Source organism: Streptomyces sp. YIM 130001, assembly GCF_003574445.1.
Classification (GTDB): Bacteria; Actinomycetota; Actinomycetes; order Streptomycetales; family Streptomycetaceae; genus Streptomyces.
In genome coordinates, this window is the sequence record NZ_KZ984549.1 from 369,208 (window position 1) to 391,370 (window position 22,163).

A 22,163-nucleotide genomic window follows, 5' to 3' on the forward strand; every position below is an offset into this window, starting at 1 on the left:
CGCCACTGCCCGCCGGTCAGATCCGAGAGACTCCCTCGGCCCTGGCCTCGCCCGGTCGGGCAACTCCTGTCCGCGGAAGGGTGCGAGGGCCCACGAGAAGCACGCACCGCTTAGGGACATACGTGCCAAAGAGTCCGTCGCCGCGAATGGCGCCGCCTTCCGACACTTCGGCCCCGCGCGTTTCCCGCTTGTCCGAACTGCTCGGCTTCCGCGCGGGCCGAAGCCGAGTGGGGGATGTGTGGGGCGGAGCCGCGCCGAGCGGCGGTGCTCTCCGCAGGGCAGCGGCGGGCGCTGCGGGTGAGGGCCACACCGGGCGTGGCCTCGGCGACGTCATCGACGCGGAAATGGGCGCGCCTGTCGCTGCTCGGCTCCGCCGCGTCCCTGGCCCCGTACCGCAGTCACCGCGTACCGCTGCCGCCGCCGCTGCCGCTGAGGTTGCGCAGCCGGAGGGCCCCGTCCGTCACCTCGCGAGACGGCCCCGGCTCCGGCCGGCCCCAGGGGCCCTTACTGCGCCGCTGGGAAGTGCAGCGTCGCGAACTTGGGGAAATCCGCGACAGTCTTGCCCACGAGCCGATCAGGGGCATAGCCGCGGAGCAACGGTGAGCGCGTGCCCTCCAGCAGTTCGGTGCTGACGAGCCTCCCCAGCAGCGGGGCCAGCGTGATGCCGCTGTGGGTGGCCACCAGGTAGACCCGCGCGGCATCAGTGACGAATCCGACCGCGGGTAGCCCGTCAGCAGGCCGCGCGCGCTGACCGACCGCGATCCGCTCGATACGAGCCCCCGCGGTGTTGTCGAAGAGGCGGTGGAGCCGCGCCAGCATCTCCTGGCCGATCAGCGCTGTGGTGTCGGCCTGGTACGCGGGGTCTGCACGGTGGTCCAGGTCCGGGGTCTGGAGCAGCAGTCGGCCGCCTCCGTCGGGCCGGACGTTCAGCTCGGGTGTGATGAGGTTGGAACTCAACTGCACGTACTGAGGGTCGGTGTAACCGAGGAACCCGCAGGCGAACTTGTTGGGCTGGTCCGGATCGATCATGGCGAACTGCTTGCCGAGCGTCTTCATCATCGATTCGCTCCACCGGCCGACGGCGCTGACCACGCAGTCGCCCCGCCAAGTTTCTTCGGTGCTCAGTTGCAGGGTGACACCACTACCGTCTTCGATGACGTCCAGGACGTCGACGGGCGCATGCAACTCAGTCCCGTTGGCTTTGGCCTCGGACCACAACCGCGCGAGCAGAACACTCGGGGCGACGTATCCCTCACTCGGGAAATGCACGATCTCCGAGGAGCGTGGATGAATGCGCAGTTCGGGGATCCGAGCCCTCAACTCGTCGGTTGTGGCCTTCCGGACGGGATAGCCGGCGTCGGTCAGTCGCTGGACGCGCGCCTGTAGCCGCTCGGCGACCTCCGGCTTGGTCGTCCATTCATAAGTGCCGGTCTGCATGTACCACTGTGCCTCGGAGGACGACGTGTGCTGCAGCTCCTCGTGCTCCCGCATGCCGGCCAGGTTCAAGTCGTGGTAGGACTCAGGGGACTTGCCGTTCGAGTTCACCCAGGCGAACGTGCCCGAGCTGGTGCCTGATCCGATCCGGTCACGCTCGAAGATCGTTACCTGAGCGCCGGCCAGCGACAGGGATCGAGCGATGGACAGTCCGATGACACCCGCCCCGATGACGGCGATCGACGGTCGTTTCACAGTGAGCTCGCTTTCTAGGTGTGCGCGTGCACGAAGTGCCGGTGACGCGTGACGGTCGGTCAGGGAGCAGCGAGAGACGTGCCCATCGCGGTGAGCATCTGCTCCAGAATGTGGGCCGGGGTTGCGAAGTTGAGTCGCACGAAGCCTTCCCCGGCGACTCCGCAGAGCTGGCCGTCGGCGACCGAGACCCCGGCCCGCTCAAGGAAGTGAGCACCCGGGCTCGAGTCCAGGTCGAGCGCACGGCAGTCGAACCAAGCCAGGTACGTACCGGACGGTGCAGACCAGCGCACGCCGGGGAGGTACCTGTCGACCAGATCGCCGAGCAGCTCACGGTTGCTCTCGAGGTAGCACATGACCTCCGCCAACCACGGCGCCCCGCCCCGGTACGCGGCGATGGTCGCCTCTGCGCCCAGGTTCGACGCCCCGCGCGAGGCGCTGTGACGGACTTGCTGCCACGCGGCCCGGTCCTCGCTGCCGAGGATCAGCTGTGCGCACTTGAGGCCCGGGATGTTCCATGCCTTGGACGCTGAGGTGGCCGTGATCGTATGCCGATCGGTGTGTTCACCGAGCGGGGCGTAACACTGGTGGCCGGCGCCCGGGTAGATCAGGGGTGCGTGGATCTCGTCGGCGAAGACGCGCGCCCCGTAGCGGTCCACGACCTCGGCGAGTGAGCGTAGTTCGGCCTCTTCGTACACCTTGCCGATCGGGTTCTGCGGGTTGCACAGCACCACCAGTCCGGCGCCGGCAGCGAGCGCTTCGGCGATGGCCTCCAGGTCGAGTTTCCACGTGCCCTCGTCCTCCCGGAGAGCCACCTGGATCACGGGACGGTGCAGCCGGGCCGGAACCGTCAGGAAGGGCATGTAGGCCGGAGTCAGCACCACGACGGGTGATCCCGGCGGCGTGAACCGTTCGATGACGGTTTCCAGTCCCACGATGACGTCGCCCACGGCGCGCACCCGTCCGGGGTCGACGTCCCAGCCGTACGAGGTCTGCTGGTACTGCGCGGTCGCCCGATTCAGCTGATCGGCCAGCTCCGGTGGGAAGTAGCCGAAGTCGCCTCGCCGGCCGGCCTCCACCAGCGCGGTGGTGATCGGTTCGGCCAGACCGAAGTCCATCTCCGCAACAGAAGCACCGAGTGCGCCGGGGACGCGGCACCACTTGGCGCTGCCGCGGCGTGCGAGTTCCCGGGGCGTGAGCATGGCCAGCCGGTCCCGGTCCAACAGGCCGGTTGTCCCCGCCATCAGCGGCTCACACTCGTGAAGAAGCTCCGTGCCCGCTCGGTGGTGGGGTTGAGGAGAATGTCCTCCGGCGGTCCGGACTCGATGATCTTCCCGTCGTCCATCATCACGATCTCGTCCGCGATGTCGCGGGCGAAAGCGAGTTCATGGGTCACGATCAGCATCGTGAAGCCCTCCATGGCCAGTTCCTTGATGACTGCGAGCACCTCGGCCACGAGTTCGGCGTCGAGAGCACTCGTGGGTTCGTCGAACAGCAGCACACTCGGTTTCATCGCCAACGCCCGGGCGATGGCGACCCTCTGCTGCTGGCCTCCGGAGAGTTCGGCGGGATAGTGGTCGGCTCTGTCGGCCAGCCCCACTCGAGCGAGCAGCTCGCGTGCCTGCTGCTGTGCCTCGGCGCGGTCGAGGTTCAGGACTTCGACCGGCCCCAGCGCGATGTTCTGCGTGGCGGTCATCTGGGGGATGAGGTTGAAACTCTGGAACACCATGCCGAAGTTGACCGCCTGACGACGTGCCTCCTTCTTCGGCACAGGGCGACGGTGATCCCCGCTGCGAGTGAAGCCGAGCATCTCGCCACGAAGGTAGACCGCTCCGCCGTCCGGCCTCTCGAGCAGATTGACGGTACGTAGCAGCGTGCTCTTTCCCGACCCCGAGGGGCCGACGAGACAGGTCACGGTCCCGGTCCGCAGGGTGAGACTCACGCCGTCGAGCGCGACGAAATCACCGAACTTCTTCTCCACCTTGTGCAATCGCAGCAGCGGTTGCTCAGTCATGCCGCTCCTCCTGTCCAACGGCGTCCACGGTCCTGGTGGTCTTGACCACCCGCCGGTTGAAGCCACGGCCGAACCGCTTCTCCAAGCGCGACTGGCCGAGCATCGCCAGACTGGTGAGGACGAGGTACCAGATGACCGCCACCGTGAGCATCGGGATGGTCTTGAAGTTCTGCGAGTACACGAGCTGCACGGTGGTGAGCAGTTCCACGTACCCGATCACCGACACGAGCGAGGTGTTCTTGAACATCGTCACCACCTCGTTGGCCAGCGACGGTGTGATCACACGGATGATTTGCGGCCCCACGACTTTGGTGTAGGTCTGCCACGCGGAGAGTCCCAGCGAGTGCGAGGCCTCGAACTGGCCCTGGTGAACGGAGAGAACACCACCGCGGAAGATCTCGGCGGAGTAGGCACCGAGATAGGCGGAGAGCCCGATGACAGCAGCCGAGAACTGCGAGATCACCTGATTCGTCGGTACCTCGAAGAACGGGTCCGCGAACGGCAGGCCCAGGCTGAGCGTCGGCATCAGGGCGGCGAGGAAGTAGACGAACAGGATGAGCACGAGGCCTGGTGTCGCCCGGATGATCCATACGTACGCGGCGGCCATCGCACGGAACACGGCGAACTGCGACAGACGGAGCGCGGCAACGATCAGGCCGACAATCAGTCCGACGGCCGTGGACACGAGGGTGATGAGGATGGTGTTCAGCAGCCCGGACACCACGCGTCGGCTGAACAGCCAGGAACCGATCGTCGGCCAGTCCCAGTGCGGATTGAGGACGATGAACCGGAAGGCAAGGACGAGCACGGTGATGCCCAACGCGTAACTCAGCCAGTGCGCGAGCCGCTTCGGGTCGCGGATCGGCATGCTGTGCGGGGCAGGCTCCTCGCCGGCGACGGTGCCGGTTTCGAGAGTCTCATGCGTGGTCATCGGCAGGCCCCTTGTTCAGCGACATGTCCGTCAGCGCATAATCCGTCAGCCCGTAATCCTCGAGGAGCTTCTGGTAGATGCCGTTCTCCACGCATTTGCGCAGGGCGGCGCGCAGCGCGTCCCGCAGTTCGGTGTCCTGTTTGTTGACTCCGACCCCGTAGGGACCGGAGATCTCCCGGTACAGCTCCTTGTACCGGCTCGGATTCTTCTCCGCGTTGTAGGAGATCGACGGTGCGTCGCCCCAGGCCGTATCGATCTGGCCGCTCTGTACGGCGAGAATGGCCGCGTTGATGTCCTGGAAGGCAGTCCCGGTCACCGGCTTCGCGCCGGCGTCGGCGCAGCGCTTGTCCGCCGCCGCAACGAGGTCCTGCTGCACGTTGCCTCGCACGTATCCGACCGAGAGCCCGCAGAGCTTTTTCGGGGTGACCTCGTCCTGCGGCAGGGAAGCAGCACCGAGGATGGCGGTTCCGGTCTTCAGGTAGTCGATGAAGTCGGTCTTCTCCCGGCGGTCGGCCAGGTCGTTGATGGTGAGGATGACGTCGAACCGACGAGCTTCGAGACCGGGTATCAGGGCATCGAACGAAGTCTGTTTCATCACGACGTCCAGGCCCATCATCTTCCCGGCAGCCGTGACCAGTTCCGGAGTGAACCCCGTGATCTTCCCGGCGCCGTCCACGAATTTGATCGGCGGCGACGACGGGTTGACCGCGGCGGCGAACGAGCCCTGCTGCGCGATGTTCTGCGGCACCATGGCTGCGATCTTCGCGTCGCGTTTCACGCTGTCGACAAGATCCTCAGTGCCTTTCCCCGCGCCTCCCTCGGCGCCGTCGTCCGGATTCGCGCACCCTGCCAGTGCACTCACGCACGCCACGGTGAGCGCAAGACCCGTGACCGATCGCTGTCGCAGTGGTGTTCTCATAACGTGCCTCCTGCTTGGCCAGTCGTGCTGTTCGGGCTCCTGTCTTCCGCTCGCATCGAGCGGTGGTTCGTACGTGCGGGGTCATCAAAGCTTCGAGGAGGGCCGAGTATTTCGGTAGGTCGAATCCTCCTAGGTCTGGCATTAGCCTGGGGCTATGCCTTCTTCGTCGATGGAAATCATGGACCTCGAGGTGTTCTCGGCGATCGCACGCCTCGGCAGCTTCAATGCCGCGGCCGCGGAGCTGCGGCTCGCCGCCCCTTCGGTGAGCAACCGAATCGCCGGATTGGAACGCCGACTTGGCACGACCCTGTTCATACGCGGGGCACGCGGCAGCACCCTCACACCTGCAGGCCAACGGCTGATGGGGTACGCGCGGCGGTGCCTGGACCTTCTGGACGAGGCCGTACACAGCCTGGACACGGGGACGCCCGAGCGACTCGTCCTGGCCGCCCCGAACAGTTTCGCCGCGACCGTGTTCCCGCTCGCCTTCGGCGCGCTGGACGGGTTGGACATCGCAGCGCACGGACGCGTGGCTCACAGCAGGGAGGTGGTGGAGCAGGTACGCGACGGCAGCGCCCATGGCGGTTTCCTGCTCACCCAGGTGGCTACCGGATCTCTCAGGTCCGAGCGGCTGGGGACCTCGCCGATGGTCGCCGTCTGCAAGCCCGGACATGCGCTGTGCGACGCACCCGTACTCACCCCCGACGACTTGGTCGGCAGCGTCCTTGTGGTCTACCGCTGGGACGCCGAAGGTGAGCCGCTGGCGGCCACCTTCGACCACCCGGAACGACGCCGCAACACCCCCGTGCACACCACTGGTTCGCCCGAAGCCGCGATCAGATACGCCATCGACTCCGGCCACGTCGCGGTGGTCCCCCAGTTCGCCACCCGAAGTTTCCAACGCTCCGGGCTCATCCACGTACTGCCGATAAGGCTTCCCCCGTGGCGCGTAGAACTCCGTTTTGTCTACCTGGCCGCGAATGCAGAGAATCCCGGGGTGGCGACGCTCCTGGACTCACTCCCCCGGCTACGCGATGAGTTGTGCAGCTGACCGCCGCCACCGGCCACCTGCTCCGGCCACGCGGCACCAGGAGGCGTCGGCCACGGCCGCCTCGACAAGTCGCGCAGGGCAGCTACCACTTGACCTGATGGAAGTCCATCGTGCCGAAGGTCGTGATGTCCATCGCGTAGCTCCACAGCGCATACCGCCGCTGATCGGTGCGGCGATAGGTCTTGCCGAAGCCGTTGTCGAGGATCTCGGTCCAGCCGTCGCCCTGTCCGTAGTACGCGAACAGTCGGTCGTTGCGCCGTGCCGCAGCCTCTCCGGACTCGGCCGGGGTCTGGTAGGTCACCTCATGCAGTCGATCGCGCCAGAGAGTGAGAAGCAGACGGCCGCCGTCGACAACGTAGGTGTTCACGACCGCGCCGGGAGTGTTCTCGTGCGGGCCTGACGACGTGAGTTCGCCGCGGATCTGCACTTCACCGGCGGCGCACAGCAATTCCAGCAAGGGCAGATCATCGGTGAGGCAGTCCATGAGACGTCACACTAGGCGCTGTCCGGGGGTTCTGCGGCATGGCCGAGTCGACCGCCGGTCGTTCATGCTCCGCTGAATCCGGGAACTACCTGGCGTGCCTGCCTGATTGTGGCCTCGTCGCGATTTGGCCCGATGGCAGCCGCATACGTTACGAGCTCGCCTGGACGACTGCGGCGGCTGGGCAATTCAGTTCGGTGAGCCAGTCGCCGTGGGTTGCGTCCGGTCCGTGTCGTGGACGAGTACCGCCTTGGCCGGGCGGTCGCACGCTCCCCCCGGGACGGCGACGGGAACTCCCGCCCGAGCAAGGCCCTCGAGCAGGTGGGATCACTCCAAGGCGCCGAGGAGTGCCTCTTCGACAGGCAGGTGGAACCCGCCACCCACCACCTGGCCGGGGCGGTCGTGGAGCGTGCCATCCGCGCTGCGCGCACGCGATGAACGCGACGGACGGGACGGACGGGACGGACGGGACGGACGCCTGCCGCGTACGGGAACTCGGGGCACGGGGCACGGGGCACGGGGCACGCAACGACGAGAATCCGCCGGTGCGCCGCGGGCGGTGGCACCGGTCTGTGCGGGCGCACGTGATCGCGAACGAACGGGGTGCGCGCCGGGCCCACGAGTGGCCGCCGGCCACCAGGGCGGCAAGGCGCTCGGGGGCGAGGGAACTTCTGCGGCCTCGGACACCGACGACGGACGCGCGGGTCCAATGAGACCAGGGCTCCGATCTGCGGCCGAAGCACCGCCGACAGCGGGGCCATCAGGTCGGGTGATTCGCAGACCACCCTGGTCAGTTGGCCGTTTCCGGAGCGCCCGCTACGCAACGGCACACCCCGGAAGCTCACGCCTTGGCAGAGGCGTCGGCGGCCACGCGGATCCCCCGACAGTTCAGCGGCTCAGGCGTGCGCGGTGCGGCGGTCAGGCGTGAGGAGATAGGCGATCGCCATGTCACTCAGTTCGTCCGCGTACTTGCGCCTGGCCGCCTCACCTGTGGCGGGGTCGGGGCGCACGGAGTTGTGGAAGCAGGCGCCCAGGATGGCGCGGGCCGCTGTGTCCAGCGCCGTCTCCGGGTGCGAGCGCCGGATCTCGTCCGCGTAGGGGGCTGCCGCTTCGAGCAGCATGCGATGGATCTCGGTGATCGTGCGGGCCCCTCGGTCCAGGGACTTGGTTCCCCTCACACGCAGCAGCTCAGGGAAGAGACTGCTGCTGTCGGCGAAGGACTCGAGGAGTGCGTGCGCGTAGGCATCCATGACGCCCGAGAGTGAGGCGTCGGCCGTGCGCAGCTGCTCGGCCAGGAACTCCTCGCGCCGCTCCAGCATCCGCTCGGTCAGGGCGGTGATCAGCTGCTCCTTGTCCTCGAAGCGACGGTAGATGGTGCCGACCGAGACGCCGGCACGGTCCGCGACACCGGCGATCGTCATCTCTTCCAGGCCGGAGGAGGCAGCGATTTCCTCGGCAGCCCGCAGTACGCGAGCCAAGGTAGCGGCGCTGCGTGCCTGCCGGGGTTCCCGGTAATGCGCTGGACGGCTCGGCTCCTCGATCATGCCCGGCATCGTATCGGCGACGGCCCCGGCGGATCCCGTTGACAAGTGGTGCACCCTTCTGGTTAACCTCATGATGCGAATGTGAATTCACATTCGCAGTCTAGTGGAGGATCAACCATGTCCGAGAACCTGCCGTCGACGCCTGTCACCGTGACGCTGGAGTCAGGCCCCACCGGAGGCGGGAGCATCGACGACTTCGAGCTGTTCTATGCCCGCCGCGCCCTGGACCGCTTCCGGACGCTGCTGGGGCGCCAGGGCCTCCTCGACCTCCTGGCCGCGGACATGGAGGAGGGCAACGCCTTCCTTCGAGAGTGCGCGCTCACCTCCGACGGCGAGTTCCAGGCGGGCACGACCGTGCTCACGGCACGCGGTCTGACCTCCGGCGAGTTCCTGGACTGGATGGACGGCGCCTTCGCGGGTGACGACGAGCGCCCACTCCTCGCGGCACACCCCGAGCACTACGTGATGGGCCCCGATGACATCGGAGCACGTGTGGTGGAGAACATCGGCCCCCACGTCTGCTCGTTCTACATGGGCGGTTGGGGCACAGCCGCGATGGCCTGGGCGGATGACGCGGACGAGCTCCTCCCGGAGTCGGAGTATCCACGCAAGAAGTCGTCGAACCTCTTCCTGGAGGACGGCACCGTCGTCGGGCGGGCTTTGATCCAGTTCGGCGACACCGCCGGCGGGTTCACCGCGAACCTGACGGTCTACCTCCCCACGACCTGCCCGAAGAACGTCCTCGACCACCATCTCCGGCACTACGCCGTCGAGTTCAGGAACTGGATCGTCGCAGCGTCGGAGACTCAGGCCTGAGGGACTCCGGGCCATGCCCGCCCTTTCGTCGATGTCTTCAACCAGACATCCGGCCGCGCCACCCCTCCCCCGCGCACCGTATGCGGCACAGAGAACCTCACCATGTCGAGTCACCCCACTGCGCGTTCACCCGGCCGTCGATCCACAGCGGACCGCACAACATCCCCGTCGGACTGACCGGGTCCCAGCAGGTCACCGCGGCCGGGTCGTACAGGAAGGTGCCGACGCAGACGCGTGGGACGTTCACCTGTACCGGTCCCCCGCCGCACTCCGAGCCGCCGCGGTCGAGAGCCTGGAGATCGCCGGCGGTCTGGAGCTCAGCGCTGACGACATCGCCGTCTGTACCCGGCACCACCCGGCGGACCCTCCGCCACCAGTGCCCTCACCGAGCTGGGCAACGTCGTCGCCGGGCAGAACGAGATCCGGGAACCGGGAGCCTGGAATCTGGAACTGGGAGCCGGGAACCTGGAGGCGTCACGGCCCTCGCCGACTCCTCCGTGATGGACCTGCTCCAGGCCGCCGGGTTGCCGGGCTGTTGGGCTGCCGGGCTGTTGGGTTGCTGGTCTGCCGGGTGCACCCAGCCAGGGCTGACCGGGCGCAGATCGAGGCCGCGGACGCCGAGGGTTCACGGCAGCTGCTACCCGCACGCCGCGGCGAGGGCTCTACGGATCCGCACGGGTTAACAAGTGGGCGACGCCATCGACAACACGACGAGCGCGGTACGCCCCAGGCGGATTGCCGGCACGGGCGGCACCGCTCGCGTCGCGTGACTCGACCGCCTCGGCGATCGTGCGGCGCTACCCACTCGTGTCTGCCTGCCACTCCAGCCGATTCCACGAGACGAAGGACCTGCGACCGCCGGCCTGACCGGCCCCGACGACCTCGACAGCTACAACTTCTTCACCGAGCCGGGCTTGCGGCCCGACTTGCTCCTCCTCGACATGAGAGATGAGGCAGTCGGTCGCCGGCACATCCGCACTTACCGCTTCGGCACCCCGAGACGGAGGCGTGACGATGCCTCACGGGCCGCGCCACCGAAGACGCGGCAGGCAGGCATCCCGACACCCGCATCACGCAGTCTTGACGGGGAGTTGTACGTACGACGCCCGCTCCCCTCCCGTATGGACGATGTGCTGCCCCGCGTTGGCGGGGACGTACTCGCGGTTCCCGGGCATCATCGTTCCCAGGAGCGACCGGCCGCTGATGACGAGGCGGAGCTGTTCGCCCGGGTGGAAGGTGAGCCCGATCGGGAGCAGGTCGATCTCGACGTCCACGACCCCGCCGGCCGACAGCTTCTCGATCCGGTCGAAGCTGTGGGCGGGCACCTCCTCGGTCGACACGGTGGGATCCAGGTGACGCATCGAAACACGCAGGCGTCCGTCAGAGCCCTTGTACCTCAGGATCGAGGCACCACGCTCGGTGACGTCCTGGATCAGTGCCCCCTGGTTGGGCACGGTGAACTGCTGCAGCGGCGTACCGTACGCGTCGAGCTTTTGGACGAGGAGGAACAGGTCCATGTCGTCGTGACCCTTCGCTTCCACCCACAGTCGGGCCTTCGGGTACCCGACCAGCACGGTCTCCTGGTCGAAGCGCGTCACGAACGACGCCAAGTCGGGGTTGGAGTCAACGGTGTAGGCGACTGTCGCCTCGGTGGTGGGTGCTGCCGCCGCCAAGGTCCGTGAGCGGCCGTCGAGGTAGTACTTCGTCAACGTGACGTCTCCCGGCGGGAATTGCTCCGCCGGAATGTTCACGCGGTCGCCGCCTTCGAGGTCGAGGAGGGAGTAGCGCACGCGCGCCGTCCGCTCCCAGCCGTTGTCCTCGCCCTTGAGGAAGTGGTCGAAGAACCGGCGCAGGTCCTCCGTGTTCGTCTCGTCGTAGTAGTCGGGCCATTCCTGACTGTTGTGGATGCGCAGCCACTTGTCCTCGGACGCCATGCGGCGCCAGGCACGGAAGGTACCCGCGGTGTGCAGCGTGTTGGAGTAGCTGGCGACGACGTAGGCGGGCACGTCGATCTTCTCGAACTGCGGGATCTTGTTCTGCACAGGTCGTTCACCAGCGGGAACCGTTCGGCCTCCGTGACGATGTCTTCCTTCTGGCTCTTGCCGTAGAAACTGTTGTCCTGGAGCTGCGTGGCGAAGCCGGTGTCGGGCATGCCGCCGCGCATCACCAGGTCGCGGTAGACGTCACTGACGCCTTCCCACGGGTTGATCGCAGCGAGATGGGGCGGCTGTTCGGCTGCGGTGAACCACTGGGAGACCGCGAGATACGACGTTCCGCTCATGGCGACCTTCCCGGTGCACCAGTCCTGGACGCCGAGCCACTCGATCAGGTCGTAGCAGTCCCGGCCTTCCTGCCGGTCCCACACGACACTGTCGCCCTCGGAGTGGGCCACGCCCCGGATGTCCGGGTTGCAGATCGCGTACCCCCGCGCACACCAGTACGCGGGATCCGGGCCCTCGAACTTCGCCAGGCCCGAGACGATGCCGTTGTCGAGACCGACCATGCCGAAGATGCCGATCACGCTGGCGGACGTGCCCTGACCCTTGCCGTACGGGCTCCACGCCACGATGACCGGTACCTTCTCCGACCCGACGGGGCGAAAGACGTCGACATGAATGGTGACCCCGTCACGGAGGGCCACAGGCACGTCCTTCTCGAGCACGATGTCGACGGGCAGCGGCTTGAACGGCGGCGCAATCCGAAAGCCCGCCTCCAACGTCCGGGTCCCCGGCTCGAACCCACTCAGAATTCCGTACCGGTCACCGGGCTCCAGCGGGTGGGACGGCACGAAGACCTTCTGGACATCACTCATGGTGGACCCCTCGCATATCTCCGTCAGCGGACAGGCTCTGCCGACTCCTCGATCGTAGGTCTGCCGACGACAGAACTCAACAGGCGTTGATATATGTCTCAGGAGGTATTTTCAGAGCATGACCGCGCACACCAACGCCGCTGCCACCACACGCCGCGGACGCCGGCCGGGGACGAACACGACCCGCCAGGCGATCCTCGATGCGGCCCGCACCCGGTTCGCATCCGACGGCTTCGCCGCTACGACCATCCGACGGGTCGCGGCAGACGCCGGGGTCGACGCGTCACTGGTCATGCAGTTCTTCCGGTCGAAGGGCGAACTGTTCGCCGCCGTCAGATCCGTCCCGCCGGAGGCCCTGACGAGTTTCAGCGCCTCCTTCGAAGGGACCGACGACGGCCTCGGTGAACGCGTGGTCAGAGCTTTCCTTGACGCATGGGAGGGGGATGCCCCGAGCTCGGAGCCGCTCATGGCCATGCTCCGAGGCGCGATCGTCAACGACCAGGCGAACGATCAGCTGCGCGAATTCCTTCAGGAGCGGCTGCTGGTCGACAACATCGCGTCACGCGCAGTCGACGACGCGTCGCTCCGGGCCGGAATAGTGTCGTCGATGCTCGTCGGGCTGGTGGTGGGACGAGGCATCGTCGGCGTTCCGACACTCACCGGAACGGATCGTGACACGCTGATCGCCCTCGTCGGACCCGCAGTACAGAGCGTGCTGGTTCCGGCAGCGACGGCCACGGAGAGTGACGGGGGCAACGCAGCGGCGGACCACTGACGGTGTGCGACGGACGCATCGCCACCGCCGGGCGCCGCACCGAGTGCCCGCCAGACCTCCAGGACGCTGCAGTCGGCATGGACATCCGGAGGCGTCGCCTGGATCAGGCTGAGGTATCCCGGCCCAGAGCGGCTCGCGCCCGCCGACTGCTTCGGACTGCACCCGCCGACCGTTGAGGACGCACGCGAGGGGCATCAGCGAGCGAGGTCGAGCGGTACAGCGACGCGGCGTTGGTCGTATTGCGTCCGGCCACTGCGACGACCGAACCGAGCACATCGACATCGGTGAGGTGCGCCAGGTCCCCGGCCCGCACTTCGTCGTCACGCGCGCCGACAGAACGAAGTAGCCCGCGGTCATCCTGCTGAACACGTCCTTCGCGCCGGCGAGCAGGTCAAGGTCGACATCGCCTACAACGATCTGCCCGTACGCATCGCCGCCAGTCATTCCGGACTCCACCGACGGTGCGTCGTCGCACGTCGTCCGACTCGGGCGGACATCGTGGTACCGGGGGGCCCGAGGACCTGTATGTCGCCCAACTCGGCTTCCAGCGCGGGCCGTTCGTGCCGGAACTGCTTTTTCACCTCGATCTCATGGGCACACGGTCGCCAGTCGACTGACGGGGCGTCGGAGGTCGCTACGATCGTCACCCCTCAGACGTTCCATAGGAGTGTGGTGGACGAGATCGCAGTGCGGCCGGCGGCCGCCGACGACTGGTGCTCCGTCGAGAAGCTTCTCGATGCCCGAGGATCGGTCAACGGCTGCTGGTGCATGTTCTTCCGGCAGACCCCGCAAGAGCGCCGCACCGAGTGGGGGGACGGCAACCGGCGTGCTCTCGCCGCCCTCGTCCGGTCCGGCGCAAGACCGGGTCTGGTCGCCTATCGTTCGGACACTCCGGTCGGCTGGGTGTCCGTCGCCCCGCGCGAGGAGTACTCCCGCCTGGACCGTTCCCCGCTGAGCAAGCGCGTCGACGAGCGGCCGGTCTGGTCACTGGTGTGCATCTACGTGGCGCGGGAGCACCGCGGCACCGGTGTCTCCCGTGAACTGGTGCGTGCCGCCCTCGAGTTCGCCGTGCAGCAGGGCGCGGACACGGTCGAGGCCTACCCGGTGGACGACACGATGGGGCAGGTGCCGGCCGATGCCGCCTACCACGGCTTGGTGACACTGCTGCGCTCCGAGGGATTCGACGAGGTGGCACGGCGCAGCCCCAAACGCCCGGTGATGCGATGGCACAGGCCCGGGGGCCGTCCGGTGCCCGCACGGCGCCGCACAGCGACGCCAGCAGAGGAGAAGTGAGCACACGGCATGACTGGAGCCCTCGCGGACAACAGCGGCGAGCCGCACATCCACCGAGCCCGGCAACCCCTGGGCGCAGTGGTGCTGCTGCATTCCTGGTTCGGTCTGACCCACCACTTCCGCGGACTGTGCGACCGGCTCGCGGAGGTTTCCCTCAGCACGGTCGCTCCCGACCTGTACGGCGGCCCGCAGACCGACGATCTGGCGCGCGGCTGAGGAGCTGCGCAGGGCGCTGCATGACGACGAGGTGCTCGAGCGGGCCTCCACGGCCGTCGACCAGGCCCAACTCCTCGCAGGTGGCGGGCCGGTGGGCATGGTCGGTTTCAGCGTCGGGGGTGAGTTCGCCCTGCGCACCGCTGCCGCGCGCGGCAAGGACGTCGCGGCGGTCACCACGTACTACGGCCTGTACGTGCCCGCGGACCTGGCCGGCCTCGAGGCGCACGTGCAGGCGCATCTTGCGGGCGAGGACGAGTTCGTCGAGCCGGCCGAGGCGGGGGAGTTCGTCGAGCGGTCCATGGCACTCGGCAAGTCCCTGGAGCTGTACACCTACCCGGGCACCCGGCACGCCTTCAGCAACGCGACTCGGCCCGAGTCCTTCGACGCCGCGGCCGCCGGCCTCGCCTGGCGGCGGACGCGCGAGTTCCTCACCCGACACCTGGCCGGGTGAGCGCACGCGTCCGCCGGCGACTCAGGCGGCGAGGGCACTGACCCGGCCGTCGACAAGACGGCCGATCAGCGTTCCGTCCGGGTCGCGGTCCGGATTGATCTCCGTGACCACCACGGCGGACGGGCCGGGTGGCGCACGGAAGCGGCCGAGTGCCGCCATCGCGGACTGCTCGGACAGGCATTCGTTGAAGTGCGGGAAGTCGGCGAGGGGCAGTTCCGTCGAATGGCCCGCCGAAGACGGGCTCATCGCGCGATCGTCGACGGGCGCGTGACTGTCGTGCGCGACGACCACAGCGGGCGTATCGAAGAGGTCACCACGCATGCGCTCACCGCCCTGCTCGACCGGGGCATCACTCCTGTGGTGTCACCGCCGGCGCGTGCCGAGGACGGCTGCCCGGTCAACGTCGACGCGGACCGGGCGGCGGCCGCGACCGCGGGCGCGCGGGGGCGCCGATGCGCTGGTCCTGCTGACCGGCGCCCCCGAAGTTCTCACGGACGGGGCGGACGAGGAGACGCTCCTCTCCGTGTGCGCGGTGCCGGTGCGCGGAGCTCCGCCGATCACCCAGGGCGGTATGGGCACCAAGCTCATCGCAGCCCGCGACGCCCTCCTCGTCGGTGTGGAGCGTGTAACCGTCGCCGACGGAAGAATTTCCCGACCGGTGCACGCGGCCCTTGCCGGCCACGGCACCCGGATCACCATGCAGGCCCAACCTCAGGAGGCGACGGGATGAGCAGGCCTACGAACAGCGGCACGGTGTCCCGGGGACCGGTGGACGAGACCACGGCCCGCGGTCTGCTGAGGGCGCTCCTTGAGACTCCGTCACCGTCGTACCAGGAGGCGGCGATTGCGCACTACCTCGCAGTCACCCTGCCGCACCTGGGATTCGGCGCGCACATCGACCCGGTGGGCAATCTCGTCGCGGAGCTCGACTGCGGGCCGGGGCCGACGGTCATTGCTCCTCGGCCACATGGACACGGTGCCGGGCGACCTCCCGGTGCGCTCCGCCGAAGACAGGCTGTACGGTCGCGGCGCCGTGGACGCCAAGGGACCGCTGGCCACCATGATCTGCGCGGCGGCGGGCGCCCGGAAGTTCCGCGGCCGGATCGTCGTGGTGGGCGCCGTCGAGGAAGAGACGCCGGGTTCACGCGGTGCCATGGAGATCCGGGGCAGCCATGCGCAACCCGGCGCCGTCGTGATCGGGGAGCCCTGCGCTCGAGGCGCCTGAAGGTACTGCGGGATTGATGCGGGCGTCGAGGCCGCCCGCCTGGATTGCCGAGAGAGGTTCGGCAATTCCTGCTGTGATTCTGTCGGGACGGCGGGATTTGAACCCACGACCCCTTGACCCCCAGTCAAGTGCGCTACCAAGCTGCGCCACGTCCCGTCACCGTGCGCGGAGCGTCCCGCGCAGGTGCTTCGGCAACCCTACATCACGCTGCATGGGGTGATTTCCCCCCTGCGAGGGGCGCTCAGGCGGGGGCGGGCCAGGTGATGGGGCGGACCTGCGGAGTCAAGCGGGTGATCCGTTGTGCCCAACGATGTGCCGGAGGGCCTGAGTTCCGTGGCGGCGGGTGGTCTTCGTGGAGGGCCGCCCGGTCGCGCCGTAGGTGGTGCGTGTGCGGCGCGATCGTGGTGCTGGGCGGGCCCTACCGAGCTGGACCGGGCGGAGCGGTGGACAATGGGCGGGTGAACGATTCCGCTCCGCATTCCTCGTCCCAGCCGTCGCAGGAGTCCAGCCAGGAGACCACACCAGGCAGCGAAACAGAGTCCACCGGGCAGGCGTCCGGTACCGCTCGCGGTGCCGGTGGTCGGGACCGGGACGAGGAGGGCCGGGCCCGCAATGCGCGGCCCCGGGACGGGCTCGGGCGGCCGCTGCCGTACGGGGCGCCCGGCGTGGAGCGGCAGCCTGAGGGTGTGGTGCGCAGTCCGGGCGAGAGCGTCGCGGAGGCGCAGGAGTTGCTGGACCAGGGCAGGCCGTTCCATGCGCACGAGGTCTTCGAGGATGCGTGGAAGTCGGGGCCCGAGGAGGAGCGTGCGCTGTGGCGCGGGCTGGCCCAGCTCGCGGTCGGGCTCACGCACGCGGCGCGCGGCAATCGGACGGGCGGGGCGCGACTGCTGCGGCGTGGGGCCGCGGCGATCGACGAGGCAGGGGCGCGGCACGGTATCGACGTGCCGGGGCTTGTCGTGTGGGCGACGGGTCTGGCGGAGCGGGTGGAACGGGATCCGGAGCCGGTCGATGCGGCCGCCTCCGCGCCGGTTCTGGCCGGGGGGCCTTTGGGTGGATGACTCCTGGCCTGGCCGTGCGTGCGGTGCCCGGGGCGGTCCTGTCGCGTGGTGAGGGACGTTTCCTGTGCCGGCGCCGGATGCCTTGTCCTCAATCGCCGGACGGCTCGAACGAGGTCCGGGCCACCTCTCCCACGGTTGCCCGAAGGTGGCGGCGCGGGGTCCGAATCGGGTCCGAGGTTCCCAGGTGGGGCCGGGATGCGGCGGGATCTGAGAGCGTACGGGTGGGGGCACGGCCCCCGGAATGCACGCGACCCCGAGAGGACCCCAAGTGATCGTCGTAGCCGGTGAGGCGCTGATCGATCTGGTGCCCGAGACGGCCGGCCCCGCCACGGCCCCCCTGCTTCCGGCCCGTGGTGGCGGGCCGTACAACACGGCCGTCGCGCTCGCGCGTCTCGGTTCGCCCGCGGGCTTCTGCTCGCGGATCTCCGAGGATGCGTTCGGAGCGTCGCTGTACGAACGGCTCCGCGAGGAGAAGGTGGACGTGGCCCTGGTGCAGCGGGGTTCCGAGCCGACCACGCTCGCGGTCGCCTCGGTCGGCGCCGACGGCTCGGCCGCGTACAGCTTCTACTGCGAGGGCACCGCGGACCGACTGTTCGGCGTTCCGGATGAACTCCCCGCGGGTACCAGGGCGTTGTCGTTCGGAACCTGCTCGCTGGTGCTGGAGCCGGGGGCGAGTGCGTACGAGGAGTTGATGCATCGGGAGGCAGCGAACGGACGTTTCGTCGCCCTGGATCCGAACATTCGGGCCGGTCTCATCGCGGACCAGGAGGCCTACCGGGAGCGATTCCGCAGCTGGTTGCCGTCCGTGTCGTTGCTCAAGTTGAGCGAGGAGGACGCCGAATGGCTCGGGAACGACGTGGAGTCCTGGCTGGCCGCCGGGCCCGCGGCCGTGGTGGTCACCCGGGGCGGCGCGGGACTCGCCGCGTACACGAAGGACGGCGGCGAGCACCGGGTGCCCGGTGAGCGGGTCGATGTCGCGGACACCATCGGCGCCGGGGACACGGTCAACGCCGCTCTGCTGCACACCCTTTGGCAGCGGGATTTGCTCTCCGCGCAGGCGCTCGCCGGGCTTCCCGGTGACACGTGGCGCGAGGTGCTCGGTTTTGCCGCCCGGGCAGCGGCGGTCACCTGTTCACGCCCGGGCGCGGAGCCGCCGTACGCCGATGAGGTGCCGGCCGCGGCGTGATGTGACGGACGGTCGGCGCCGGCACCCGCGCGGGGTGACCGTCCACGTACTCCCCCGCCGGTGAAATGCCCCGACGTACACTCGAACCTTCCTCGCGGCCAAGGGAGTTGACACATGTCCGATACGTCCGGGAGTACTCACCGGATCGACACCAGCAAGCCCCACCCCGCCCGTGTGTACGACTGGTATCTCGGCGGAAAGGACAACTACCCGGCGGACGAGGAGCTCGGCCGGCAGATCGCGACGTTCGAGCCGACCGCCAAGTACGGGGCCCAGCACAATCGTTGGTTCATGCACCGTGCGACCCGGCACCTGGCGGGGCGGGCCGGCATAAAGCAGTTCCTGGACATCGGCACCGGGATCCCCACGGAGCCCAATCTGCATCAGGTCGCCCAGTCCATCACCCCCGACGCCCGGGTGGTCTACGGCGACAACGACCCGATCGTGCTCGCGCATGCCGCCGCCCTGCTGCGCGGCACACCCGAGGGTGCGACGGAGTATCTGCAGGTGGATGTCCGGGATCCGGACCGGATACTCGAACTGGCCGCAAAGGTACTGGACTTCGACCAGCCGATGGCCGTGTCACTCATCGCGGTTCTGCACTTCGTCACGGACGAGGACGGCGCCTACGACACGGTGCGGCGCCTGATGGACGCGGTGGCCCCGGGCAGCCATCTCGCGCTGACCCTCGTGGCCTCCGACTACGACCCGGAGCGCACGCGGGAAGCGGTGGAGATGTACAAGGCGGGTGGGGTGACTCTGGTACCGCGTTCCCGTGAGGAGTTCGGCCGGTTCTTCACGGGGCTCGAGCTGGTGGATCCCGGAATCGTGTGGCTGCCGGACTGGCGCCCCGATCTTGCCGAGGACGAGATCAGGGACGGTGCGGCGGTACCTCTGTACGCGGGAGTGGCCCGCAAGAACTGATCCCCTTCCAAGGCCCCACCGCCCTGGGGAAATCTCCCTGGGGCTATCCCCCGTGCCGCCGTCCGGCCCGCCGGATGGCCCCCGGCCCGCCCGGTCGGGGATCGTCGTCCCCCTGGGACGGATCGGGCACGACCGGGAGACGGGGACGCCTTGCAGCAGCACAGCGACGACATGACCGGGGGCGAGGCGGCCGACGGCAGCGGAGCCGGGGGCGCCGGGAGGGTGCGGGGCAAGCGCAGCTCCCGGCGCACCGCGGTCCGGGCAGCCGCCACCGCCGCCGTGGCTCTGACGCTGGCATCCGGTACGCCCGCGGCTCCGGCCGCCCGTACCGCAGCGGACACGCCCGTCGACGGGGTCTGGCGGGTGACCGGCTACGGCACGGTCCTGTCGATCGCCGACGGTCGCCTGCGGGAATTCCGGACGACTGCCGCCGGCTGTCTGCCCGGCGACTCGGCGAAGGAGACCGCTCCGGGCAAGTACCTGACCGCGGACGGCACGGTCGTGACCGTCCGCGCCGAGGGGTCGCTGCAGGTGGCCGGGGCCGCCGGCGATCGTGCACTGCGGCGCCTCCCCGGTCTCCCGTCCGACTGCGAACGCCCTTTGCCCAAGGACCCGTTGACGGCGTTCGACGTCTTCTGGCAGTCATTCGAGGCGCACTACCCCTTCTTCGCCGCGAAGGGTGTCGACTGGGATGCCGTGCGCGACGAGTACCGGCCGCGCGTCACGGCTGACATGAGCCGCACAGAACTCTTCGACGTCCTGGCCGACATGGTCCGTCCGCTGTACGACGCACATGTCACCGTCACGGACGGCGACCGGCACTTCGGTCAGGTGCGCCCCGGCGCGGTCGTTCCGAGCCCCGATCTCGACACCAAGATCAGGAACCACATCGTGCGGCGCGATCTGCACGGAGAAAAGCCCCGGGAGTTCGCGAACGGCCGGATCGGCTATGCCGATCTGCCGAACGGCCAGGGCTATCTGCGCATCACCGGCTTCACCGGCTACGACACCGAGGACCGCACGTATGCCGCTCAACTTGCAGAGCTGGACCGGGCGTTGGACGCCGTGTTCACCGCTCGGCGCACCGCGTCCCTCAAGGGCCTCGTGATCGATCTGCGGATCAACGGCGGCGGATTCGACGCCCTCGGTCTACGACTGGCGGCGCGCCTCACCGACTCTCCGTACCTCGCCTACCGGACGCGCACCCGGTACACCCACCCGCAGTCGGTCCAGGTGCGGCCGGTCCACGGAGTCCCCCGGTACACAGGTCCGGTCGCCGTCCTCGCCGGCGGGACGACGGTCAGCGCAGGTGAGACCTTCGTCCAGGCACTCATGGACCGGCCCGGCGGCGCGGTGCGGATCGGCGAGAACACGCAGGGCGTGTTCTCGGACGTCCTCGAGTTCAGGCTGCCCAACGGGATGGAGATGGGGTTGCCGAATGAGGAGTTCCTGACGCGCTCGGGACGGACCTTCGACGGTGCCGGCATCCCGCCGCACGTGCGTACTCCGGTCTTCACCGAGGACGAGTTCACCGAGAACCGCGACTCCGCGTTCGATGCGGCGGTACGGATACTCGGGCAGGCCGGGACTCCTTGACATGCTCGTCACAATGGTATGGACCTATCCGATCCAGGAGTGAGGTGTCCGTGCCCGCAACACCGCAGCGCCGACGTCGCGTCGGCCGGTTCGCCGCCCAACTGGCCGCCCTGGCAGTCACATTGGGGCTCACCTTCGCCGTGCTGCCCGCCGGCGCGAGTGCCGCGGCCGAGCATCCCGATCACCGATTCCCGGTCAGTGAGAGGCAGTTCGAGCGGATGTTCCCGGAGCGGGACGCGTTCTTCACGTACGACGGACTCGTCGAGGCGGCCGCGGAGTTCCCGGACTTCGCCCGGACGGGCAGCAAGGTGACTCGGCGTCAGGAGGCTGCGGCCTTCCTCGCCCAGGTCAGCCACGAGACCGGCGGCCTGTACTACGTCGTCGCCCAGGACGAGTCCACGTACCCGATCTTCTGCGACACCACTCAGCCCTACGGGTGCCCGGCCGGCAACGACGCGTACTACGGACGCGGCGCGATCATGCTGAGCTGGAACTTCAACTACAAGGCGGCGGGTGACGCGTTGGGCCTCGACCTGCTCAACAACCCCTGGCTGGTGGAGCAGGACCCGGAGGTGGCCTGGCTGACCGCGCTCTGGTACTGGAACACCCAGACGGGCCAGTCGACCATGACCGGCCACGAGGCGATGGTCCGCAAGGCCGGATTCGGCGAGACGATCCGCAGCCTGAACGGTCCGGAGTGCGACGGCGGAAGTCCCGAACAGGTCGCCCACCGGGTGGACTTGTACCGCCAGCACACCCGCCTGCTGCACACCCCGCCCGGACGCGGCCTGAGCTGCTGACGCCGGCGCCCGGCCGCGAGCGAAGCCCAGTCACGCGGGTGCCCGGACCTCGCCGGGCACCCGCGCCACTCACCTACACCTTCTGGAACGGATCGTGCTCCGCGAGAAGCTTGTCGATCCTCGCCTGGTCGACACGGCTGACGATCTGGCCGGCCTCCTGCCGGTCCCTGATGACCTTGGCCAGAGTGAACGCCGAGGTCGTCAGGTAGAGCACGGCGATCCCGAGGAAGCCACGGACCCAGGCGTCGGCGTCCAGTTGGACGATGCCGACCGTGACAGCCGCGAGCGCGACGCCGAAGGATGCGACGGCCTGCCCGTAGTACGCCGCGGTGTTCTGCTGCTTGACCTGTGTCTCACTCATGGCCACAGGGTGTCGTCCGGGCAG

At 68.6% G+C, this 22,163-nt stretch carries 23 protein-coding genes, 1 tRNA gene and 1 pseudogene; 13 read left to right on the forward strand and 12 right to left on the reverse strand.

Annotation, left to right across the window (positions count from 1 at the left end; translation table 11 throughout):
- Positions 1-504: 504 nt before the first annotated feature.
- From DSC45_RS04805 to DSC45_RS04825, 5 genes are read right to left on the reverse strand one after another with little or no spacing between them, the layout of a single operon-like run.
- Positions 505-1,689 carry an NAD(P)/FAD-dependent oxidoreductase gene (locus tag DSC45_RS04805; RefSeq protein ID WP_205571242.1) on the reverse strand — a complete coding sequence of 395 codons (1,185 nt, stop codon included), beginning with the start codon at positions 1,687-1,689 and terminating at the stop codon, positions 505-507.
- Between the two features lie 59 nt (positions 1,690-1,748).
- Positions 1,749-2,930, reverse strand: a complete 1,182-nt coding sequence (locus tag DSC45_RS04810; protein WP_205571243.1) for a MalY/PatB family protein — start codon at positions 2,928-2,930, stop codon at positions 1,749-1,751.
- Positions 2,930-3,700 (reverse strand): amino acid ABC transporter ATP-binding protein, encoded by a 771-nt coding sequence (locus DSC45_RS04815; protein WP_119287393.1) that lies wholly within the window; start codon positions 3,698-3,700, stop codon positions 2,930-2,932. The genes DSC45_RS04810 and DSC45_RS04815 overlap by 1 nt, the downstream gene beginning before the upstream one ends.
- Entirely contained in the window at positions 3,693-4,631 is a 939-nt protein-coding gene (locus DSC45_RS04820; RefSeq protein ID WP_119287395.1) for an amino acid ABC transporter permease, read from the reverse strand. Before DSC45_RS04820 ends, DSC45_RS04815 begins: the two co-directional genes overlap by 8 nt.
- Positions 4,618-5,409 (reverse strand): ABC transporter substrate-binding protein, encoded by a 792-nt coding sequence (locus DSC45_RS04825; protein ID WP_162929130.1) that lies wholly within the window; start codon positions 5,407-5,409, stop codon positions 4,618-4,620. The genes DSC45_RS04820 and DSC45_RS04825 overlap by 14 nt, the downstream gene beginning before the upstream one ends.
- 295 nt (positions 5,410-5,704) lie before the next feature.
- On the opposite strand from DSC45_RS04825, the gene DSC45_RS04830 reads away from it, so the two are divergent.
- Positions 5,705-6,601 (forward strand): LysR family transcriptional regulator, encoded by an 897-nt coding sequence (locus tag DSC45_RS04830; RefSeq protein WP_119287398.1) that lies wholly within the window; start codon positions 5,705-5,707, stop codon positions 6,599-6,601.
- 82 nt (positions 6,602-6,683) lie between these two features.
- Here DSC45_RS04830 and DSC45_RS04835 read toward each other — a convergent pair whose 3' ends face one another.
- Positions 6,684-7,085, reverse strand: coding sequence for a hypothetical protein (locus tag DSC45_RS04835; protein ID WP_119287400.1), 402 nt, complete (start codon positions 7,083-7,085; stop codon positions 6,684-6,686).
- Between the two features lie 231 nt (positions 7,086-7,316).
- On the opposite strand from DSC45_RS04835, the gene DSC45_RS35635 reads away from it, so the two are divergent.
- The gene (locus DSC45_RS35635) at positions 7,317-7,520 is read left to right on the forward strand and encodes a hypothetical protein (protein ID WP_162929108.1); all 204 of its coding nucleotides are present in this window, start codon (positions 7,317-7,319) and stop codon (positions 7,518-7,520) included.
- A 458-nt stretch (positions 7,521-7,978) separates the two neighbouring features.
- On the opposite strand, the gene DSC45_RS04845 is transcribed toward DSC45_RS35635, so the two are convergent.
- The gene (locus DSC45_RS04845; RefSeq protein ID WP_240434465.1) at positions 7,979-8,626 is read right to left on the reverse strand and encodes a TetR/AcrR family transcriptional regulator; all 648 of its coding nucleotides are present in this window, start codon (positions 8,624-8,626) and stop codon (positions 7,979-7,981) included.
- A gap of 117 nt (positions 8,627-8,743) precedes the next feature.
- Here DSC45_RS04845 and DSC45_RS04850 point away from each other — a divergent pair, with 117 nt between their 5' ends.
- On the forward strand, positions 8,744-9,442 hold the full coding sequence (locus tag DSC45_RS04850) for a hypothetical protein (protein WP_119287403.1): 699 nt from the start codon (positions 8,744-8,746) through the stop codon (positions 9,440-9,442).
- Between the two features lie 97 nt (positions 9,443-9,539).
- Here the strand turns inward: DSC45_RS04850 and DSC45_RS04855 are convergent, their stop codons facing one another.
- Together DSC45_RS04855 and DSC45_RS36235 are read right to left on the reverse strand one after the other, a co-directional pair.
- Positions 9,540-9,794 carry a hypothetical protein gene (locus DSC45_RS04855; RefSeq protein ID WP_162929131.1) on the reverse strand — a complete coding sequence of 85 codons (255 nt, stop codon included), beginning with the start codon at positions 9,792-9,794 and terminating at the stop codon, positions 9,540-9,542.
- A gap of 718 nt (positions 9,795-10,512) precedes the next feature.
- A complete protein-coding gene (locus DSC45_RS36235; RefSeq protein WP_240434466.1) occupies positions 10,513-11,484 on the reverse strand; it encodes a CocE/NonD family hydrolase in 972 nt (323 codons plus the stop codon).
- Between the two features lie 888 nt (positions 11,485-12,372).
- Between DSC45_RS36235 and DSC45_RS04865 the strand changes: the two genes are divergently transcribed.
- From DSC45_RS04865 to DSC45_RS04880, 3 genes and pseudogenes are all read left to right on the forward strand, one after another.
- Complete coding sequence (locus DSC45_RS04865; protein WP_119287407.1) at positions 12,373-13,029, forward strand: TetR/AcrR family transcriptional regulator; 657 nt, start codon at positions 12,373-12,375, stop codon at positions 13,027-13,029.
- A 672-nt stretch (positions 13,030-13,701) separates the two neighbouring features.
- Positions 13,702-14,322 carry a GNAT family N-acetyltransferase gene (locus tag DSC45_RS04870; protein ID WP_162929132.1) on the forward strand — a complete coding sequence of 207 codons (621 nt, stop codon included), beginning with the start codon at positions 13,702-13,704 and terminating at the stop codon, positions 14,320-14,322.
- A gap of 9 nt (positions 14,323-14,331) precedes the next feature.
- Positions 14,332-14,989 (forward strand): annotated as a pseudogene (locus tag DSC45_RS04880) (dienelactone hydrolase family protein).
- Positions 14,990-15,010: 21 nt separating this feature from the next.
- On the opposite strand, the gene DSC45_RS04885 reads toward DSC45_RS04880, so the two are convergent.
- The gene (locus tag DSC45_RS04885) at positions 15,011-15,310 is read right to left on the reverse strand and encodes a hypothetical protein (RefSeq protein ID WP_119287415.1); all 300 of its coding nucleotides are present in this window, start codon (positions 15,308-15,310) and stop codon (positions 15,011-15,013) included.
- Positions 15,311-15,365: 55 nt separating this feature from the next.
- On the opposite strand from DSC45_RS04885, the gene DSC45_RS35640 reads away from it, so the two are divergent.
- On the forward strand, positions 15,366-15,719 hold the full coding sequence (locus DSC45_RS35640; protein ID WP_162929133.1) for an amino acid kinase family protein: 354 nt from the start codon (positions 15,366-15,368) through the stop codon (positions 15,717-15,719).
- Positions 15,720-15,956: 237 nt separating this feature from the next.
- A complete protein-coding gene (locus tag DSC45_RS36240) occupies positions 15,957-16,214 on the forward strand; it encodes a M20/M25/M40 family metallo-hydrolase (protein WP_240434467.1) in 258 nt (85 codons plus the stop codon).
- 82 nt (positions 16,215-16,296) lie between these two features.
- Here DSC45_RS36240 and DSC45_RS04900 read toward each other — a convergent pair.
- Positions 16,297-16,370, reverse strand: a tRNA-Pro gene (locus DSC45_RS04900).
- Positions 16,371-16,672: 302 nt separating this feature from the next.
- Between DSC45_RS04900 and DSC45_RS04905 the strand changes: the two genes are divergently transcribed.
- The 5 genes from DSC45_RS04905 to DSC45_RS04925 all read left to right on the forward strand — a co-directional run bounded on the left by DSC45_RS04905 (position 16,673) and on the right by DSC45_RS04925 (position 21,778).
- Entirely contained in the window at positions 16,673-17,272 is a 600-nt protein-coding gene (locus tag DSC45_RS04905; RefSeq protein WP_119287419.1) for a DUF309 domain-containing protein, read from the forward strand.
- Positions 17,273-17,540: 268 nt separating this feature from the next.
- Positions 17,541-18,458 (forward strand): carbohydrate kinase family protein, encoded by a 918-nt coding sequence (locus DSC45_RS04910; protein WP_119287421.1) that lies wholly within the window; start codon positions 17,541-17,543, stop codon positions 18,456-18,458.
- 114 nt (positions 18,459-18,572) lie between these two features.
- Positions 18,573-19,382 (forward strand): SAM-dependent methyltransferase, encoded by an 810-nt coding sequence (locus tag DSC45_RS04915; RefSeq protein ID WP_119287423.1) that lies wholly within the window; start codon positions 18,573-18,575, stop codon positions 19,380-19,382.
- Positions 19,383-19,532: 150 nt separating this feature from the next.
- On the forward strand, positions 19,533-20,978 hold the full coding sequence (locus tag DSC45_RS04920; protein ID WP_240434468.1) for a S41 family peptidase: 1,446 nt from the start codon (positions 19,533-19,535) through the stop codon (positions 20,976-20,978).
- A gap of 140 nt (positions 20,979-21,118) precedes the next feature.
- A complete protein-coding gene (locus DSC45_RS04925; RefSeq protein ID WP_240434483.1) occupies positions 21,119-21,778 on the forward strand; it encodes a chitinase in 660 nt (219 codons plus the stop codon).
- A gap of 73 nt (positions 21,779-21,851) precedes the next feature.
- On the opposite strand, the gene DSC45_RS04930 is transcribed toward DSC45_RS04925, so the two are convergent.
- Positions 21,852-22,139 (reverse strand): YiaA/YiaB family inner membrane protein, encoded by a 288-nt coding sequence (locus DSC45_RS04930; RefSeq protein WP_119287424.1) that lies wholly within the window; start codon positions 22,137-22,139, stop codon positions 21,852-21,854.
- Between the last annotated feature and the right edge of the window lie 24 nt (positions 22,140-22,163).

Bases quoted from the DNA above. Each gene is read 5' to 3' on its own strand.
- DSC45_RS04810 (WP_205571243.1), bottom strand. From the start codon at position 2,930: ATGGCGGGGACAACCGGCCTGTTGGACCGGGACCGGCTGGCCATGCTC.
- DSC45_RS04815 (WP_119287393.1), bottom strand. From the start codon at position 3,700: ATGACTGAGCAACCGCTGCTGCGATTGCACAAGGTGGAGAAGAAGTTC.
- DSC45_RS04820 (WP_119287395.1), bottom strand. From the start codon at position 4,631: ATGACCACGCATGAGACTCTCGAAACCGGCACCGTCGCCGGCGAGGAG.
- DSC45_RS04830 (WP_119287398.1), top strand. From the start codon at position 5,705: ATGCCTTCTTCGTCGATGGAAATCATGGACCTCGAGGTGTTCTCGGCG.
- DSC45_RS04835 (WP_119287400.1), bottom strand. From the start codon at position 7,085: ATGGACTGCCTCACCGATGATCTGCCCTTGCTGGAATTGCTGTGCGCC.
- DSC45_RS04845 (WP_240434465.1), bottom strand. From the start codon at position 8,626: ATGATCGAGGAGCCGAGCCGTCCAGCGCATTACCGGGAACCCCGGCAG.
- DSC45_RS04850 (WP_119287403.1), top strand. From the start codon at position 8,744: ATGTCCGAGAACCTGCCGTCGACGCCTGTCACCGTGACGCTGGAGTCA.
- DSC45_RS04865 (WP_119287407.1), top strand. From the start codon at position 12,373: ATGACCGCGCACACCAACGCCGCTGCCACCACACGCCGCGGACGCCGG.
- DSC45_RS04885 (WP_119287415.1), bottom strand. From the start codon at position 15,310: ATGCGTGGTGACCTCTTCGATACGCCCGCTGTGGTCGTCGCGCACGAC.
- DSC45_RS36240 (WP_240434467.1), top strand. From the start codon at position 15,957: ATGGACACGGTGCCGGGCGACCTCCCGGTGCGCTCCGCCGAAGACAGG.
- DSC45_RS04915 (WP_119287423.1), top strand. From the start codon at position 18,573: ATGTCCGATACGTCCGGGAGTACTCACCGGATCGACACCAGCAAGCCC.
- DSC45_RS04930 (WP_119287424.1), bottom strand. From the start codon at position 22,139: ATGAGTGAGACACAGGTCAAGCAGCAGAACACCGCGGCGTACTACGGG.